At 29.0% G+C, this 15,856-nt stretch carries 18 protein-coding genes, 1 pseudogene and 1 riboswitch; of the genes and pseudogenes, 2 read left to right on the top strand and 17 right to left on the bottom strand.

Annotated features, from left to right (window positions below):
• Positions 1 to 451 (top strand): annotated as a pseudogene (locus tag Q5O44_RS04220) (hypothetical protein); the annotation flags it as partial.
• A 117-nt stretch (positions 452 to 568) separates the two neighbouring features.
• On the opposite strand, the gene Q5O44_RS04215 reads toward Q5O44_RS04220, so the two are convergent.
• The 3 genes from Q5O44_RS04215 to Q5O44_RS04205 form a co-directional block, all read right to left on the bottom strand.
• Complete coding sequence (locus Q5O44_RS04215; RefSeq protein ID WP_022167144.1) at positions 569 to 1,042, bottom strand: DUF4358 domain-containing protein; 474 nt, start codon at positions 1,040 to 1,042, stop codon at positions 569 to 571.
• 157 nt (positions 1,043 to 1,199) lie between these two features.
• Positions 1,200 to 2,129, bottom strand: a complete 930-nt coding sequence (locus Q5O44_RS04210; RefSeq protein ID WP_022167143.1) for an HD-GYP domain-containing protein — start codon at positions 2,127 to 2,129, stop codon at positions 1,200 to 1,202.
• Positions 2,129 to 2,281 (bottom strand): hypothetical protein, encoded by a 153-nt coding sequence (locus Q5O44_RS04205; RefSeq protein ID WP_022167142.1) that lies wholly within the window; start codon positions 2,279 to 2,281, stop codon positions 2,129 to 2,131. The genes Q5O44_RS04210 and Q5O44_RS04205 overlap by 1 nt, the downstream gene beginning before the upstream one ends.
• Before the next feature lie 235 nt (positions 2,282 to 2,516).
• On the opposite strand from Q5O44_RS04205, the gene Q5O44_RS04200 reads away from it, so the two are divergent.
• Complete coding sequence (locus tag Q5O44_RS04200) at positions 2,517 to 3,326, top strand: N-acetylmuramoyl-L-alanine amidase (protein WP_022167141.1); 810 nt, start codon at positions 2,517 to 2,519, stop codon at positions 3,324 to 3,326.
• A 106-nt stretch (positions 3,327 to 3,432) separates the two neighbouring features.
• Here Q5O44_RS04200 and Q5O44_RS04195 read toward each other — a convergent pair whose 3' ends face one another.
• The 14 genes from Q5O44_RS04195 to Q5O44_RS04130 form a co-directional block, all read right to left on the bottom strand.
• Positions 3,433 to 4,395 carry a S8 family peptidase gene (locus Q5O44_RS04195; protein ID WP_022167140.1) on the bottom strand — a complete coding sequence of 321 codons (963 nt, stop codon included), beginning with the start codon at positions 4,393 to 4,395 and terminating at the stop codon, positions 3,433 to 3,435.
• Positions 4,396 to 4,423: 28 nt separating this feature from the next.
• A complete protein-coding gene (locus Q5O44_RS04190; protein ID WP_291659973.1) occupies positions 4,424 to 5,194 on the bottom strand; it encodes a DNA/RNA non-specific endonuclease in 771 nt (256 codons plus the stop codon).
• Positions 5,195 to 5,421: 227 nt separating this feature from the next.
• The gene (locus tag Q5O44_RS04185) at positions 5,422 to 5,595 is read right to left on the bottom strand and encodes a hypothetical protein (RefSeq protein WP_022167138.1); all 174 of its coding nucleotides are present in this window, start codon (positions 5,593 to 5,595) and stop codon (positions 5,422 to 5,424) included.
• 455 nt (positions 5,596 to 6,050) lie between these two features.
• Entirely contained in the window at positions 6,051 to 6,635 is a 585-nt protein-coding gene (locus Q5O44_RS04180; protein ID WP_022167137.1) for a thiamine phosphate synthase, read from the bottom strand.
• Positions 6,628 to 7,935 carry a phosphomethylpyrimidine synthase ThiC gene (gene thiC / locus Q5O44_RS04175; RefSeq protein ID WP_022167136.1) on the bottom strand — a complete coding sequence of 436 codons (1,308 nt, stop codon included), beginning with the start codon at positions 7,933 to 7,935 and terminating at the stop codon, positions 6,628 to 6,630. The genes Q5O44_RS04180 and thiC overlap by 8 nt, the downstream gene beginning before the upstream one ends.
• An 11-nt stretch (positions 7,936 to 7,946) precedes the next feature.
• The gene (gene thiH, locus Q5O44_RS04170; RefSeq protein WP_022167135.1) at positions 7,947 to 9,050 is read right to left on the bottom strand and encodes a 2-iminoacetate synthase ThiH; all 1,104 of its coding nucleotides are present in this window, start codon (positions 9,048 to 9,050) and stop codon (positions 7,947 to 7,949) included.
• Positions 9,051 to 9,063: 13 nt separating this feature from the next.
• On the bottom strand, positions 9,064 to 9,831 hold the full coding sequence (locus Q5O44_RS04165; protein ID WP_022167134.1) for a thiazole synthase: 768 nt from the start codon (positions 9,829 to 9,831) through the stop codon (positions 9,064 to 9,066).
• Between the two features lies 1 nt (position 9,832).
• On the bottom strand, positions 9,833 to 10,639 hold the full coding sequence (gene thiF / locus Q5O44_RS04160; protein WP_022167133.1) for a sulfur carrier protein ThiS adenylyltransferase ThiF: 807 nt from the start codon (positions 10,637 to 10,639) through the stop codon (positions 9,833 to 9,835).
• An 88-nt stretch (positions 10,640 to 10,727) separates the two neighbouring features.
• Positions 10,728 to 10,922 (bottom strand): sulfur carrier protein ThiS, encoded by a 195-nt coding sequence (gene thiS, locus Q5O44_RS04155; RefSeq protein WP_022167132.1) that lies wholly within the window; start codon positions 10,920 to 10,922, stop codon positions 10,728 to 10,730.
• Between the two features lie 133 nt (positions 10,923 to 11,055).
• Positions 11,056 to 11,152, bottom strand: a riboswitch (TPP riboswitch).
• 91 nt (positions 11,153 to 11,243) lie between these two features.
• The gene (locus tag Q5O44_RS04150) at positions 11,244 to 11,762 is read right to left on the bottom strand and encodes a putative ABC transporter permease (RefSeq protein ID WP_022167131.1); all 519 of its coding nucleotides are present in this window, start codon (positions 11,760 to 11,762) and stop codon (positions 11,244 to 11,246) included.
• A gap of 157 nt (positions 11,763 to 11,919) precedes the next feature.
• On the bottom strand, positions 11,920 to 12,234 hold the full coding sequence (locus Q5O44_RS04145) for a rhodanese-like domain-containing protein (RefSeq protein ID WP_022167130.1): 315 nt from the start codon (positions 12,232 to 12,234) through the stop codon (positions 11,920 to 11,922).
• Positions 12,235 to 12,323: 89 nt separating this feature from the next.
• Entirely contained in the window at positions 12,324 to 12,866 is a 543-nt protein-coding gene (locus Q5O44_RS04140) for a cysteine hydrolase family protein (RefSeq protein ID WP_022167129.1), read from the bottom strand.
• 117 nt (positions 12,867 to 12,983) lie between these two features.
• Positions 12,984 to 15,308, bottom strand: coding sequence for a hypothetical protein (locus tag Q5O44_RS04135; RefSeq protein WP_302637372.1), 2,325 nt, complete (start codon positions 15,306 to 15,308; stop codon positions 12,984 to 12,986).
• Positions 15,309 to 15,474: 166 nt separating this feature from the next.
• A partial coding sequence (locus tag Q5O44_RS04130) for a YitT family protein (RefSeq protein ID WP_302637370.1) occupies positions 15,475 to 15,856 on the bottom strand: 382 nt, incomplete at its 5' end.

The following is a 15,856-nucleotide window of genomic DNA, read 5'->3' as shown; positions in this document are numbered from 1 at the left end:
TGGTGCTACCGGTGCTACTGGTGCTACTGGTACTATTTCATCTGCCTATGGAACATTTACAAGTACAGGAGGCAGTACAGCATTAACCACAACTGCAGCTCCTTTAATTCTTACTACTACTAATGTTGCTTCTAACATGACACTAGATTCATCTACTGGAACAGTAACTTTAGCACAACCTGGAACTTATAAGATAACTTACATTATAGTGCCTTCTGCTGCAGTTCCTGAATCTACTGTTGGTTTAAGCTTTAATGGTTCAACTACCCCTTCAGCTGCATCAACTACTGCAATAAATGCAAGTACAAGCGCTAATACTCCAATAGTTGGTCAGGAAGTATATACAACAACTTCACCTGGAACAACTGTACGAATTATTGGAACCAGTCCAACTTCTGGAACATTAACTTATAGTAATGCTAATCTATCAATAATTAAAGTAAGTGATTAGACAATTGATTATTTCTAGTAGATAATAAAAATCAGCTATCTAATTTGATAGCTGATTTTTATACTTTCCCTTTTATTATAAATAGTTATTTTAAAATATCTTTATTTTAAAATAATATTATTTTTGAATTAAATCGTTATACATCTTTTCAGCATCAGCTTCTACTTCACTGTTTAATAAAAATAATGATACAAAATTACCATCAACTTCAATAGTTGCATTCTCAGCTACTTCTTGTTCTTCTGGATAAAAAGCCTGCCCTACCTTATCTTCTAAAACTTTTTCCATTGAATTCTTAACATTTTCAACTTTTCCATCCTTAGCTTTTACAATCATAATAAATCCTGGACCTGGTCTTCTTTCTGTTTCATATATTGCATAATTTTCTACATCATCAAGATTTAAATGATATACTTCTTCTACCATATCAGAATCAACTTCCTTTGGTGATATTAAGTAATCTGCTTCTATCAGTTTTTTTGCTATTTCTTTTGATGTAATATTACTGCTTACATCACTATTTTTTCCACAACCAACTAAAGCACTGCTCATCATAACAAGTATAAGTCCACTTATTAATATTTTTTTCATTAAAAACTCCCACCTTATATGTAATTTTATTTTTCCTATAATTAGACTATTAATTGTAATAAAAGGTTCCATTAAAATTATATTTTTATTTTATCCTAAAATATATAAATATAATTTTAAATAATTTATATTGTTTAAAATTTGTATTCTTTTAATATTATAAATAATATACTATTTTATCTATACTTAGATTTAAAGCATCAACCAAATTTATACATTTATTAATTTTTTCATTATTATCGCTTTGTATTACTCTTACAATTGGACGTGCAGGAAATCCATTAATAGTTCCTTCAACTAAGACTATATCACCATTACTTAATTTAAGCATGGTACCTTTTAAAAATGGTATTACCTTTTTGTAGAAAACTTCTACAATTTTATAATCAAAAGCAGACCCTATATGTGCCATTATTTTTTCTAAAATATTATTAGGTAAATCTGATTGAAGAATAACTTCACTATTTATTAATTTATCATAAAAATCTATGATAGCTATTATTTTGCTATATTCATTTATTCTATTGCCTTTAATTCCTCTTGGGTAACCAGTTCCATCAATCTTTTCATGATGATGTAAAATTGGTAAAAGAACGTCTCTACTTATGTCAGTATATAAAGATAAATAATTATATCCTTTTTCACTATGTGTCTTTACTATTTCTTCTTCTTCATTTGACAATTTAGTAGGTTTATATATTATTTCTTTAGGTAAAAAGGCATAACCTAAATCATGTAAAATTGCCGCTATTCCTAATCGTCTTAGTTTATCTATATCATAATTTAATTCAATTCCTATAATAAGAGATATAATAGCTACATTTACAGAATGTTGAAAATATTGGTTTTCAAAATCTCTTATATCAATCTGTTCTATGGTTAAACTATTTTTCTTTAATAATTCATCAATTATTCTATTTACTAAATTTAAAATTCTTTCGATATATACATTATTTGCTTCTTTACATTTTTTAATTGATGTTAAATTAGAAAATTCATAACACATCTTTTTTAACTCTAATACTGCTTCTCTTCTTAATTCTGGACTAATAACATCATCAATTATATCTTGTTTACTTTCATCCATTATATATATATAATTTTATTTTTTTTCAATAATTCTATCATATCTTTATCTATTTTCAACCCTTTACTAATTAAAAGCTTCCCATTAGGGTTATATATATCCATTGCTGTGATACTATTTTCTTGTAAATATCTTAAAGGTATTCTTCTCATAATATATTCTCCAAATAATTAAATTAATACTTGTATACTTTAATAAGTATATATAATTAATATTTCGTATTTTTCTTTTTAAACTTTATTTTTTAAATAATTACTCGAAAGTACTCGTAAAAATCAATACGAAAATTACCTCTACCTCGTTTACATAATTTTACTTTTAAATTATACTTTTTATATAATCAGTTTTTTAACTCATTATTTTTTATGTAAAGCATAGGAGTGAAATATGGAAAATAATCATTTTGATTTAAAAGCAAAACGAAGGATGCTTTACAAAAGAAAGAAAATAAGAAAGCTGCTTAAACTCTCTTTAACATCGTTTTTTTCTTTAGCAATAGTAATAGGCATTGCTTCTTCTTATATAAAAAACAATACTAATATAACAACTCTTAATAAAGATGCACTAAAAAATAAAATCTCCTCTCAGCGGGAAACTAAAGAAACTTTTAAGGTCTGCATAGATCCAGGCCATGGTGATGAAGATATAGGTACAGAAGGAGTAAATGGTTCTTATGAAAAAGATATAGTTTTAAACATAGGACTGGAGCTTGGAAAACTTCTTAAGGAAAATAATATTGATGTAGTTTATACTAGGATTGATGATAATCTTCCTTGGTGCCAATCTGCCAATGAAAGTTTAAAGGAAAGATTAAAGGTTTCTAAAATATCTAATGTGGATGTTTTTATCTCCATACACTGTAATAGTGATTATACTGCTACTGATGCTAAAGGCATAGAAACTTGGTATAAAAATGGTGATGATGCAAGCTATGCTTTTGCTTCCTATTTACAATATGAACTAGGTGAACTGGACTATACTTATAATAGAGGTCTAAAAACTTATGAAAGCAAAGAAGATGCCTTAGCTGTATTAGAACTTAATGAAAATACAGCTGCTTTAGTTGAACTTGGATTTTTAAGCAATTTTCAAGATGAAAAATTTCTTACTTCAAAGTCTGGACAAAAAAAGTGTGCTGAAGCTTTATCAAAAGCAATACTAGATTACAAAGAAGAGGTAATAGAGACTAAGGAATAGTTAAAAGTTAAGAATGAACTTATATAATGATGAATTATCAGTGATGAATTATGAATTTTGGAATTAAAGAAATTTTACTTAATTAAGTTTACTATTTTTATAACTTTTATAATTTCAAAATTAATGCTTGGGATATATAATTTTCTAGTATTTGAGGAGCTAATAAATAAAGAAGTCCATTACCTACTAATGTCTTTTTAAATCCTAAGGACGCAGTATGCCTTATGAGCTGAGCATAAAGTTCTGTCTCACTCATTTCTCGTCCAAAATCTTTTCTTGACCAGTTAATTATTAAGGCTAATGCACCACTGACATGAGGTGTTGCCATTGAAGTTCCTTGTAAATTAGCATATTTATTATTAGGGTAGGTAGACATTATACTTACTCCTGGTGCTACTAAATCCACTGATTTATTAGAATTGGTAAATCGTGCAATGTTCTTGCTGTAATCCACCGCTCCTACTGATATACATTCACTGTAAACTGCTGGATAACTTAGTTCTTCTGTATCTCCATTGCTATCACCTTCATTACCGGCTGCACATACCACCAAAATATTATTGGATACAGCCTTCTTTATGGCTTGGTAAATTAGTGGTGTTTCTTCAGTTCTACCAAGAGACATTGATATTATATTCACCTTTTTGCTTACTGCATAATTAATAGCTTTTGCTACATCCTCCTCGGTGCCTTGCCCATTTTTATTTAATGCTTTTAAAATAAGCAAACTGCATAATGGTGCTACACCTACAACCCCTTTGCCATTTTGACTAGCTCCAATTATTCCAGCCACGTGAGTACCGTGTCCTATATAATCTGTTACATTTTCAGGATTTCCACCATCATCTGACGTAAAATTATATTTACCAATTATCCTATCTTTTAAATCAACATGATCACAATCACATCCTGAATCAATAACTGCGATAACAACACCGCTGCCTCTATCTCCTTTATTCCAATATTCTGGTGCCTTTATCATTGATACTCCTTTTGGAATTTCAGTGGTATCTTCCACTATGCTCATAACTTTAAAGTCTCCTAAGGTAATTATTTTTTTATCCTCCATAAACCTCTCCCTCTTTTATCTTAAGATTTTATAAATCAATATCATTCATAGTTAAAATTAACTTGGGCCTATCTATTGTTTCTTTAGTACTTAAGGCTGTACTATATACATCACTTTTCACTATATTTTCTGGGAAAATTATTTTTGTTTCTTCCATAATTTTCTTAATACTTACTTCATATACCTTTAAGTTCTCTGTTAAAGAAAGAATACCAATATTTAAATATTTTTGCTGTCTAATAATAAAAGATATTGTACTAAGTTTATCATTTTTATCCACATAACATATTACTTTAAAAAATCCACTTGGTATAAATACTCCACAACCTAAAAAGGTGTTGCTACCACAATATTCTATGCTATCTATACCATAAATAGGTCCTGTAAAAACTGATAATTTATTATTGCTTGATTCTAAGCTTAGTTTCTCATATACCCACTCTTCTAACTGTCCCCAATTTCCTTGATTAATGTCCTTATGCTGCAAGGTAATATTAGCCCAACAAAAAGAGTCATAATTTGCTTTGATGGCTTCTTTCTTACTACCCCAACATAAAGATTTTCTTCTGGCTAAATGACCTCTATCCCATGGATTATTCTTATAAAACTCATTACCTATTTGATTTTCTTGTCCAATGTGCTCATCATAGTGCCAATAATTATTCCGTCTTACAGCTCTTTCACTTTTTTTGTCAATATTATAGGCAACATAAATTGCACTTTTAAGTTTTCTATTCATTACTAAAGAAAAATGTGTAAAATCATATACTTGTCCATAATTAAGTGCATCAAACTTCAAGCCTTCCTCCATACTAGGGTATGCTATTTCCTTATTCAGACCTAGAAAATCCTTCTTAAATCCACTAATTATAATCACCTCTAAATATAATTACTTGCTTTATATTATTTTATTCTGTATAAAGATATTATGTTACATATACTTACTAACTTGCTAAGTTTAGCTTAGTTTTTTAACCTCATAGGCTTTTTATATAAACTACCTAAAGATGTATAGTTGAAGATTGACTATCTATTTACAGAATCATTTTTTCTATAGACATTAATTATAATTCCATATCTTATTTCACTGGTTCCTATATAAAATATAGCATTTCTTGTATCTAAATTAGCTATGCTTGTGAGGCTTGTATCTGCAAAATAATTTGTATCTCCAGCAACATTTACAATTGTTCTGCTCATTTTTTCTCCTTTCCCTTTTACAAAGATATTTACCTTTTAAAATAGATCTAGACCTCTACAAATATTAATAGTTAGATTAATAATTGCTGTACCATTGTTTATTATATTATCATATGGTTCTCCTGCACCTAAACCAACAATTCCTTCTTCAATAATATTGTCAGGTTCCTTATAAATTTTTGTATAATTAAAATTTAATACAGTATCTTTATTTAAACCTGTCCATTTTATAGTGTTTGTTATGTATCATATACCCCGTTATGGCTAATACCACTTATTTGAAATTCAACTTCAAATTTATCACTACCAGTTTCATTTACACTTAACCTTTTCAAATTGAAGACATAATTTTCACCTAAATTTATCTCCCCTTTTTTTATTATTATTTTATAGTAATTTTCCAAAAAACATCTATACTTTATAATACTCTTATAAAATATAGATGTTACTTTTCTTTACATATTAATTTTTTTTATAGTTTCATGAATATTTTTACTTTCAAATAATAAAGACATGATAGCTATTCCATCAGCTCCTGCTTTAATTACTTCATTGTAATTTTCCGTATTTATACCACCTAAAGCTACTACTTTACAACTTACCTTTGCTTTTACTTCTTTAATATAGTCTACACCTTTAGGCTTTAATCCCTCTTTACATTTGGTGGCAAATATATGTGATACTAAAATAAAATCTGCACCATTTTCATCAGCATAAATAGCCTCTTCCAATGAATGTACAGAAACTCCTACCCTACCAATTATATTCTTATTTTTTTTAAAATCATTAAAGGATACTTGAATAGTTTTCTCCTCAATTTTTTGAAAAATATCTATTTTAGAATTAATAATTATTTCTGTGGTTGGAGCTATTTTTTTTACTTTATAATAAAGTTCTTCATATTCTTTATTGTTTAAATCCTTTTCTCTTAAAATTATCTTAATATTTTTATGTTTATCTGCTTCTTTAATGGTATTAAAATATTTTTCTGTGCTTACTAAATGTCTGTTAGTTATTAAATAAATAGGTATCTTAGTCATTTATAACCAATTCTTCTCCATTTAAAATCTTATTCATAGTTCTCATGGAGCACATCTTTCCACACATTGAACAACTTTCTTCATCATGTGGTTTAGATTCTGCTCTATACCTTCTAGCCTTTGCTGGATCAATAGCTAAATCAAACATCCTCTCCCAATTTAAATCTGCTCTTGCCTTACTCATTTCATTATCCCAACTTCTTGCATTTTTAACTCCTTTAGCAATATCTGCTGCATGAGCTGCAATTTTAGAAGCTATGATTCCTTCCTTCATATCATCTAAATTAGGTAATCTTAAGTGCTCTGCTGGTGTTACATAGCAAAGGAAATCTGCTCCATAAGTAGCTGCAATAGCACCCCCAATAGCAGAAGTTATATGATCATATCCTGGTGCCACATCTGTAACTAACGGTCCTAAAACATAAAAAGGTGCTCCATGACATAATCTTTTTTGCATCACCATATTGGCTTCAATTTCATTAAGTGCCATATGACCTGGTCCTTCAATAATAACTTGCACATTCTTTTCCCAAGCTCTCTTAGTAAGTTCTCCTAAAGTAATAAGTTCTTTAATTTGTGAAGCATCAGAAGCATCATTAATGGAACCTGGTCTTAAAGCATCACCAAGAGATAAGGTAATATCATATTTAGCACAAATATCTAAAAGTTCATCATAGTATTCAAAAAATGGATTTTCTGCATTATTAATCTCCATCCAAGCAAATAATAATGAACCACCTCGTGAAACTATATTAGTAAGCCTTTTATTTCTTTTTACTGTTTCAACTGCTTCTCTATTTAGCCCAGCATGAATAGTAACAAAATCCACCCCATCTTGCCCATGCTTTTCCACTACTTCAAGGAATTCTTTTGCTGTAAGATCCTTTAAATCTTTATCATAATATCCTAAAGCATCATATATAGGAACTGTTCCCAGCATAGCTGTAGACATATTTACAATGGCTTTTCTCATTTCTGCTGTCTTACCATAATTAGATAGGTCCATAATTGCTTCTGCCCCCATATCTAAAGCTGTTCTTACCTTTTCTAATTCTCTATCACAATCACAACAATCCTTTGAAATTCCTAAATTAACATTTATCTTAGTTTTTAATCCTTGTCCTACGCCTTCTGGGCTTAAAGACTTATGATTTATATTTGCTGGAATTGCCACCTTTCCTTCTGCCACTAAACTTCTGATTTCTTCTGGATTTTTACTTTCTTTATTTGCAACTATCTCCATTTCTCTAGTGATAATTCCCTTTTTAGCTGCATCCATTTGTGTTGTATACTCTCTCATAAATTCTCCTCCTAAATTCTTTCCCAATCCTTTAAGATAGGCTGATAGCCTACACTTTTTATCATATTTATTATTTCTTCTACAGAACTTTCATCATTAATATCAAACTGTGCTGTTCCTGCATTTTTAAGAGTATGTCCCCCTACTGCTGTAGAAACTCCTGCACTCATTTTAGTAACACCAAAAGGTATTATATGCCTTCTCATTTCTTCATTTTCTCTAGTTGATATATTCATACCGCATTGTGGTGCAAATAATCTATACGCTAAAAGAATTTGTACCATCTGCTTATCATTTACACCTATAACTTCTTTTAAGCCACCTTTACAAGGTCTGATTCTTGGTGGTGAATAAGTAACATCGCACCCAGGATATTTTCTTCTGATGTAATCTCCATGTAAAGCTGTAAAAAAGGCATCTTTTCTAAAGTCAGCAAGACCAAGTAATGCTCCAATACTTATGCTTTTCATTCCTGCCATAGCGCCTCTTTCAGGTCCATCTAATCTAAACTTATAATTCTTTTTAGGTCCTGCCAAATGCATTTCATCATAGACCTTTTCATCATAAGTTTCTTGATAAATGGTAAGTCCCTCTGCACCAGCCTTTACCACTTCCTTATATTGATTTACAGTCATAGGCCATACTTCCATAGTTATAGATGGAAAATACTCTTTAATGGTATTAATACTTTCTACAATGTATTCTAAAGGAGAATGTTCTTGACTTTCACCAGTTAATAAAATAAGATGTCTACATCCTTCTTGTGCTATAGCCTGAGCTTCTGCTTTTATTTCTTCTTGATTCAACTTTCTTCTATTGATGGTATTTTCTAAGTTGTAACCACAATATTTACACTTGTTTACACAATAATTTGAAATATACATTGGTGTATATAAAAGCACTGTTCTACCAAAATACTGAAGACTGAGCTGAACTGCTTTTTCTGCCATTTCCTCTAAATGATTTGCTGCCTTTGGTGATAAAAGGTTAAGTAAGTCCTCATGAGTTAAATTCCTTTCATGAATACTTCTTCTAATATCATCATCGGTAACACTATTAAAGTAACTCTCAAAATCAAAATCTCTATATTTTTCTATAACACTATAAAAACTCAAAATACTCATCTCCTTACTCTAAAAAACCAGTTAGTGGTGATGAAGCATTAGCATCTCTTGATACAGTACCAAACTTTGAATTATAAGCAATTCTTCCACCTTCCACTGCCATAGAAAATGCTTTTGCCATCTGTGCTGGGTCTTTAGATGATGCTATGGCAGTATTAACAAGACATGCTGCAGCTCCCATTTCCATTGCTTCCATAGCTTGTGATGGTTTTCCGATACCTGCATCTACTATTATAGGAATATCCAGTTCTTGGATCATTATTTCTATAAGTTCTTTAGTCTTAAGACCTCTATTGCTACCTATTGGTGCTCCCAGTGGCATTATTGCTGCTGCTCCTGCTTCCATAAGCCTTCTACCTGCATAAAGATCAGGACACATATAAGGCAATACCACAAAGCCTTCATCTGCCAATATCTTTGTTGCTTTTATTGTTTCTTCATTATCAGGTAAAAGATATTTTGAATCAGAAATAACTTCAATTTTAATCCAATTTCCACAGCCCATAGCTTTTGCTAATCTAGCTATCCTTACTGCTTCCTCAGCATTTCTTGCTCCTGAAGTATTAGGAAGTAAAATAACTCCTTCTGGAATATTTGCTAATATGTCTTCTTCTTCATGATCAAAATCAACTCTTCTTACTGCTAATGTTATAACTTGTGCTCCACTATTTTCTAATACATCTTTAATCAGCTTATTTGATGGATATTTACCTGTACCCACAAACAATCTATTTTTAAGCTCTACTCCACCTATTATTAATTTATCTTCCATTTTATTTCCCCTCTTCTCCTAGAATTAATCTTAGTGCGCAATTGGCCATATGATTAGCGCAAATTGCTACCCTTGGTGCCATAAGTCCAAAGCCTTCTTTTGCTTCACTTTCACCATCCCCGCATATATAAAACCTCTCATTTATCTTTCTTGTTTTTATTTCATTGGAAGGATAATATCCTGCCATGCCGCTGGATGCAATAAGTATCTTATCTCTCATGGTATTTAATACTTTTGTACTTATTTCTGCCTTATATTCTGGATTATCAAAAGCTTCAATGATTATGTCTTCCTCTGCAAAAACTTCTGCTATGTTATCTTTATCTAACTTTTTTATAATAGCTTGTACATTTATAAACGGATTGATTTCCTCTAAATTTCTCTTTAGAGCATTTACTTTAAATTCACCAATATCCTTTATGTAATATTGCTGTCTATTTAAATTAGAAGGCTCAACCACATCAAAATCCACTATTTTTATATTTCCTATACCAAGCCTTGCTAAGGATATAGCTATATTAGAGCCTAACCCTCCTGCCCCTGCAATACCAATCTTAGCTCTTTTACTCTTGCTATAAACTCCAGGTGTATGTCTAGCTACCAGTAATGCTTCCAAGTCTTCTTCTTTAGGAATCTCACCTTTTTTTATCAACGAAAGGCTATCCCCTTCCTTAAGAATTCTATCTTTAGTTATAGGATAACCATTTAAGATAACTACGTCACAATCCCTTTTAACCTTTTCCCTTATGGTAAAACAAGACACGCCTTCCTCAACCTCAACAACCGCTTCATTTACCTTAATAAACATTTTTAATTCTTAACCCTTCATTCATAATTCTTAATTCTTCATTTTTAATTTTTCATTCTTCATTTTTCATTCATAATTCATCATTATTTTAGCCTCCTCCTACAAAACTAATAACCTCCACTGTATCGTCTTCTTTTAAATTAATCTTACTAAAGTCTTCTTTAACAATAATTTCCCTATTTAATTCAACAACAACTCTATTTTCATTTACCTTAAGCTCTTTTAATAAATCACTTATTGTTTTATTATCGTTTAATACTATCTCTTTACCATTAACCTTCATTTATACTTTCACCTCTTTTCAATAATTTACTACATAAAAAAAAGCTGCACTCCACCATGAGTACAGCAAAAAAATAATAAAAAACTAATAAACTCCAAAAATTCCCAAAGGAATTTTTTCCTTCATTCATCATTCATAATTATCAAAGCTTCCCTCCGCTGGTATTAACCATATCAGGTTCTTAGGGTTAGGTTCTACCTTCTCAGCAATAAGCACCCCTAGCATATTATTCTATTTTTTACTTTATTTTACTACGACCTTTTTTCTTTTTCAACCTTATTTTTTATATATTAAAACCATATGAAGTAAACTTTATTTATTTTATATTGCTTTTTTATGTAAATTAAATTTTCTTATGGTCATAATAAAGTCTATTAAAATAATAAATATTTGTAATGGAACTATAACAATCAAGGCTGATGCAAAAATTCTATAAGCATTATCAATGATAAATGGCTGTATTGTCTTTAAAACAAAAAATGATAACAATACCCAATATAGTGAGAAATCTAAGCATATTATTCCTTTAAAATTAAGCTTTATCTTAGAGTAATTCCAATAATCTTTATTAAAATAATATCTCATAATAATGCCAGTAATAAATTCTACAGCTGTTGGTATCACTAGGCATAACAAAAGTAAAATAAAATCATTGTCTATCCTCTTATTAAAATATATAAGCATAGTCATTGCAAAAGCATACATAGGCTTAAAAGGACTATTTAAAAAACCTTCTTCTTGCATCTTACCATTGACAAAATAAGAAAAAAGATTTTCTAAAGCCCAACCTAGATAACCATAAATACAAAAGTTAAATGCCAAGTACAAAATTAAATTCATAAATATTACCTCCCTTATTAATACTAGGATTTGTTATATTTACAAATTTATACCGATATATTAAATTATTTTTATAATCTCCCATATTTCCCACGCATAAAAAAATAAACTCCCATAAAGGAGTTTACTTTATTATTTATTAAAAATTTATTATTAATTAAGCTCTTTCATTTCCTTCATAAAAAGCCATTCCACTAGTTACATCCACCACATCAAAGCCCTTATACTTTAACTCTCTACAAGTAATAGCACTTCTTCTGCCTGCTCTACACATAATGTAGTACTTTTTATCCTTATCTAAATATTTATCAGGATTATTTAATAAAGTATCCATTGGTATGTTTTTAGCAGTCCTTAAAGTTCCACATTTAAATTCATGAGGTTCTCTTATATCTATTAAATTAATTTCTCCAATAAGTTCATCAATTTCATTTATATCTATTGTTCTTTCATTAATGCTAAAATTAAACATCTCTGTTCCTCCAATTATTTATTTACTATTTTTATATTTTAACATATATAAATAAAAAATATAGATATAAATAATTTACATGGCAAAATCTACTTATTAATAACTTTAACTTGGAATGATTCCATAACTTCTAATGACTTCTTATGCATTTCTTCATCAAAACCAGCAGTAAGGGAAGCATCCACAATTATTTCTGCATCAACAAATTGTGATTGGAAAGTAACTGCATTACTAATAACACATATATTGGTTACAATACCTACCAATTCTATTTCCTTAATATCCTGAGGAACCTTTTCAGCAATATCCAACATATCTTTAGGTGATAGCCCAAAGGATTTTTTATTATAATGAAGTGTATTTTCTACATCTTTAAATTTCTTCAACTCTCCATATAATTTGTGTCCTTCAGTATCTATGATGCAATGCTTCACTGGAAGCTTTTTTCCTTCCCTAGTATTTAGATAATTTTCATAATGAGTATCATAAGTAAATATTACTTTATCTCCTCTATTTAAATATTCCTCTATCTTATTACATATACCTTTTTCTAAAGTTTCTGCTTTTGCAAATCCTAAAGCACCATTGACAAAATCATTTTGATAATCAATTACAACAAGTAACCTAGACATAATATATTATCCTCCCATCTTTATTAATGTTAAAAAACAAATACCATTACATATGTATATACACTTGTAATGGTATTGTATATGAGTATTTTTTTCAAGCTTTTTATAATTTTTTTATTAATAAATGGATATTATACATACTTTACCTGAAACTATTGAAACTTTACTTTTATAGTAATTGTTTATAACTAATGATAATTCATCTTCTGGGTTTGCACATATAATAATACAACCACTTGTCATAGTAATAGTAATACTATTACTATATATATTATAATTTGAAACTTCAAATAAACTTTCTTTAATTATTTTCTTATTTAAAATAAAAAAACTACTTAATTTGTATATAGGTGAATTAGTAATTATATTTATGCTATAGGATATATAATAGGCAGTTGGTATATTTAGTTGAATATAATTTTGAGCCTTTACGTTAAATTTATTTTTCTCACCTATAACTTTAATAAATTTCATTTTGATAAATTTATCTTTTTTATAAAATAAACTACATAATTTATATTGGGCAAAAAATCCTTTATTTATATTTTTAATTTTATTATAAGTTATAAGGTTTGTTCTATATAAATCTTCATAAGACACATAATTATTGTTTTCTATTTGTTCCTCAGTAACAAAATTATAAGATTCCAATTCCTCAACTGTTACATAATTGAATTCCTCTATTTGTTCAATAGTTACAAAGCCAATTATTATTAATAAATTTACTATTTCTTGCATTTCTGCTGACCCTAATCTAGCTACTGGACCGGCTGGTCCTGCAGGTCCAGTAGCTCCTGTAGGACCCTGCTCTCCTCTAATTCCTTGTATCCCATTTGGTCCAGTTGGTCCCATTGGACCTGTTGCACCTGTTGCACCTTCTCTTCCTGCTGGACCTGTTGCACCTGTTACGCCTATTGGATATTGTGGACAATCACATATCCCTACAAAAGTTTCAACAGTATTAGATACAATTCTATTAGTATTAGTACCTGTTTCAAGAGAATATGAATAAACCAATGTAGCATTATTTTTTATAACAGTTTTACTTTCTAAATTATCTTTTACTATTACAGTAAAAGATATAGTTACAGTTTTTCCTGAATTAACATTTGGTAAATTAATTATATCATTTGCTCCCCAGCTTGAAGGTGAAGGTACATTGTTAATAACTAAAGAACTTCTATTAATTATTACATAAGGAGATATATTTTCTTCTAAATAAACATTGGTAATAGTAAATAAACTAGTATTAGTAAAGGTTAAAGTATATAATAGTACATCTCCTTCTCTTGCAAATCTATTATCTACAGTTTTATTTATTGCTGTTACTGCAGAAGTTTGTAATTTAAATAAAAATACTGATTCACAAGCAAAATCATTTCCTGCTGCAGTATCTCCCTCACTAAGAAACTGAAGAAAAAATCTTGTTTGGGATGTTGTATAATTTTCAGTTTTAAATATAGTTCCAACTTGATTCCAAGTAGGAATGTTGGTAGCTGGAAAAGTATTGCTCAAATTCTCATTAAATAATCTATTTCCTGTACTATCAACAATCCTTACAGCTAAACGTGGTCTTTCTTCTGTTTTTGAAATATCAATATTGCAAAACCAAGTATAAAATACATAATTAGTGTCTGGTTCTAAACCATCAATGGAAGTTTGAAAAAATGGCTGTCCTGGATAATCACCATTTATTATTGCAAATCTATCTCTTTCATCTCCTGTAGATAAATTCCACCATCCACCATATTGCTTAAAAGCATCATTTGTTGTAATATTTACAACACTATAATCTCCGTCATGAACATTTCCACCTATAGAAATTTCATAATATGGCCTATTATCATATTGTACATAGGAAAAAGCAGTATAAAACTCAGTGTTAATTCCTTCATCTTGCAATTTATATGGTTCTACATTTGGGCTTGTTCCTACACTAGTTCCTGCTGGATAGCTTCCCCAGGTTCCATTATCAATGGCTGTTATTAAATTCTCACCAACTACAGAATATTGATTCAAAGGTAAATATATTAATATTCTTGGTGAATCTAAAAAATATAAATCTTTAATCTCTTCATTTTCTACTGTTATAAAAACTAAATTAGGACTAAGAGATACAATATCATTAGTTCCTTCTGGTAATATTTTAATTTGATCTACAGTTGGATCACTTTCATTTATAAATAAAATTTCTTGACTTTCATTAAAATTTCCTGGATTATCAGCTGTTGGTTTTAATAGTGCTACTTCATATAATCTATATTCTCCTGATGGAATATTAATAAATGTAAATATCCCTTCAGAATCAGTTTCTATTATTAATCCATTATTATTACTATCTAAAAGCGCCACTGAAATATTTGGAATGGCTATATTTTCTGGATCTGAAACTGTGGCACTACTAGTGGAATTAAAAATTACTTTTCCTGTAACAGTACTCATTTGTATCTTCTTATTATTTTTCTTACTACTAACAGGTATATTTAAAATCATCTATTTTGTGATTAAATTATCCTTTTTATATAACAGTGTATTATTTATAGAAAAAAACATATTATTACAATTTCAGAATTGTAATAATATGTTTTTATATAAATATATCTAAATTTTATAATCTCTTTTCAAAATTTCCTGTTACATCCATTCCATCATTAAATATTATAAATGCTTTAGGATCTATTTCTTTAACTATTTTCTTAAGCTGGCTTATTTCATATTTAGAAATTACCGTTACAAGGATTAATGAATCTTCATTGGTATATGCACCTTTTCCCTGCCAATACGTTACTCCTCTATGCATCTCCTTCATTATTCTATCATCAATACATTTTTTCTTAGTAAATATCATTGCTGTAGTATTGATATTTTGATAATGTATTTTATCAATTATTAATGAATAAAAGGTAGTATATATTATTGAGTAAATTGCTGTAGGCAAATCAAATAATATTGCACAAATTCCATATACAAATATATTTATTATTATTGCC

The sequence above is a fragment of the Clostridium sp. CAG:221 genome (genome assembly GCA_000435835.1).
Lineage (GTDB): Bacteria > Bacillota > Clostridia > Clostridiales > Clostridiaceae > Clostridium.
The sequence above is the reverse complement of the archived record's forward strand: the minus strand, read 5'-3'. Positions and strand labels throughout refer to the sequence as shown.

Bases quoted from the DNA above. Each gene is read 5' to 3' on its own strand.
- Q5O44_RS04215 (WP_022167144.1), bottom strand. From the start codon at position 1,042: ATGAAAAAAATATTAATAAGTGGACTTATACTTGTTATGATGAGCAGT.
- Q5O44_RS04210 (WP_022167143.1), bottom strand. From the start codon at position 2,129: ATGGATGAAAGTAAACAAGATATAATTGATGATGTTATTAGTCCAGAA.
- Q5O44_RS04205 (WP_022167142.1), bottom strand. From the start codon at position 2,281: ATGAGAAGAATACCTTTAAGATATTTACAAGAAAATAGTATCACAGCA.
- Q5O44_RS04200 (WP_022167141.1), top strand. From the start codon at position 2,517: ATGGAAAATAATCATTTTGATTTAAAAGCAAAACGAAGGATGCTTTAC.
- Q5O44_RS04195 (WP_022167140.1), bottom strand. From the start codon at position 4,395: ATGGAGGATAAAAAAATAATTACCTTAGGAGACTTTAAAGTTATGAGC.
- Q5O44_RS04185 (WP_022167138.1), bottom strand. From the start codon at position 5,595: ATGAGCAGAACAATTGTAAATGTTGCTGGAGATACAAATTATTTTGCA.
- Q5O44_RS04180 (WP_022167137.1), bottom strand. From the start codon at position 6,635: ATGACTAAGATACCTATTTATTTAATAACTAACAGACATTTAGTAAGC.
- thiC (WP_022167136.1), bottom strand. From the start codon at position 7,935: ATGAGAGAGTATACAACACAAATGGATGCAGCTAAAAAGGGAATTATC.
- Q5O44_RS04165 (WP_022167134.1), bottom strand. From the start codon at position 9,831: ATGGAAGATAAATTAATAATAGGTGGAGTAGAGCTTAAAAATAGATTG.
- thiF (WP_022167133.1), bottom strand. From the start codon at position 10,639: ATGTTTATTAAGGTAAATGAAGCGGTTGTTGAGGTTGAGGAAGGCGTG.
- thiS (WP_022167132.1), bottom strand. From the start codon at position 10,922: ATGAAGGTTAATGGTAAAGAGATAGTATTAAACGATAATAAAACAATA.
- Q5O44_RS04150 (WP_022167131.1), bottom strand. From the start codon at position 11,762: ATGAATTTAATTTTGTACTTGGCATTTAACTTTTGTATTTATGGTTAT.
- Q5O44_RS04145 (WP_022167130.1), bottom strand. From the start codon at position 12,234: ATGTTTAATTTTAGCATTAATGAAAGAACAATAGATATAAATGAAATT.
- Q5O44_RS04140 (WP_022167129.1), bottom strand. From the start codon at position 12,866: ATGTCTAGGTTACTTGTTGTAATTGATTATCAAAATGATTTTGTCAAT.
- Q5O44_RS04135 (WP_302637372.1), bottom strand. From the start codon at position 15,308: ATGAGTACTGTTACAGGAAAAGTAATTTTTAATTCCACTAGTAGTGCC.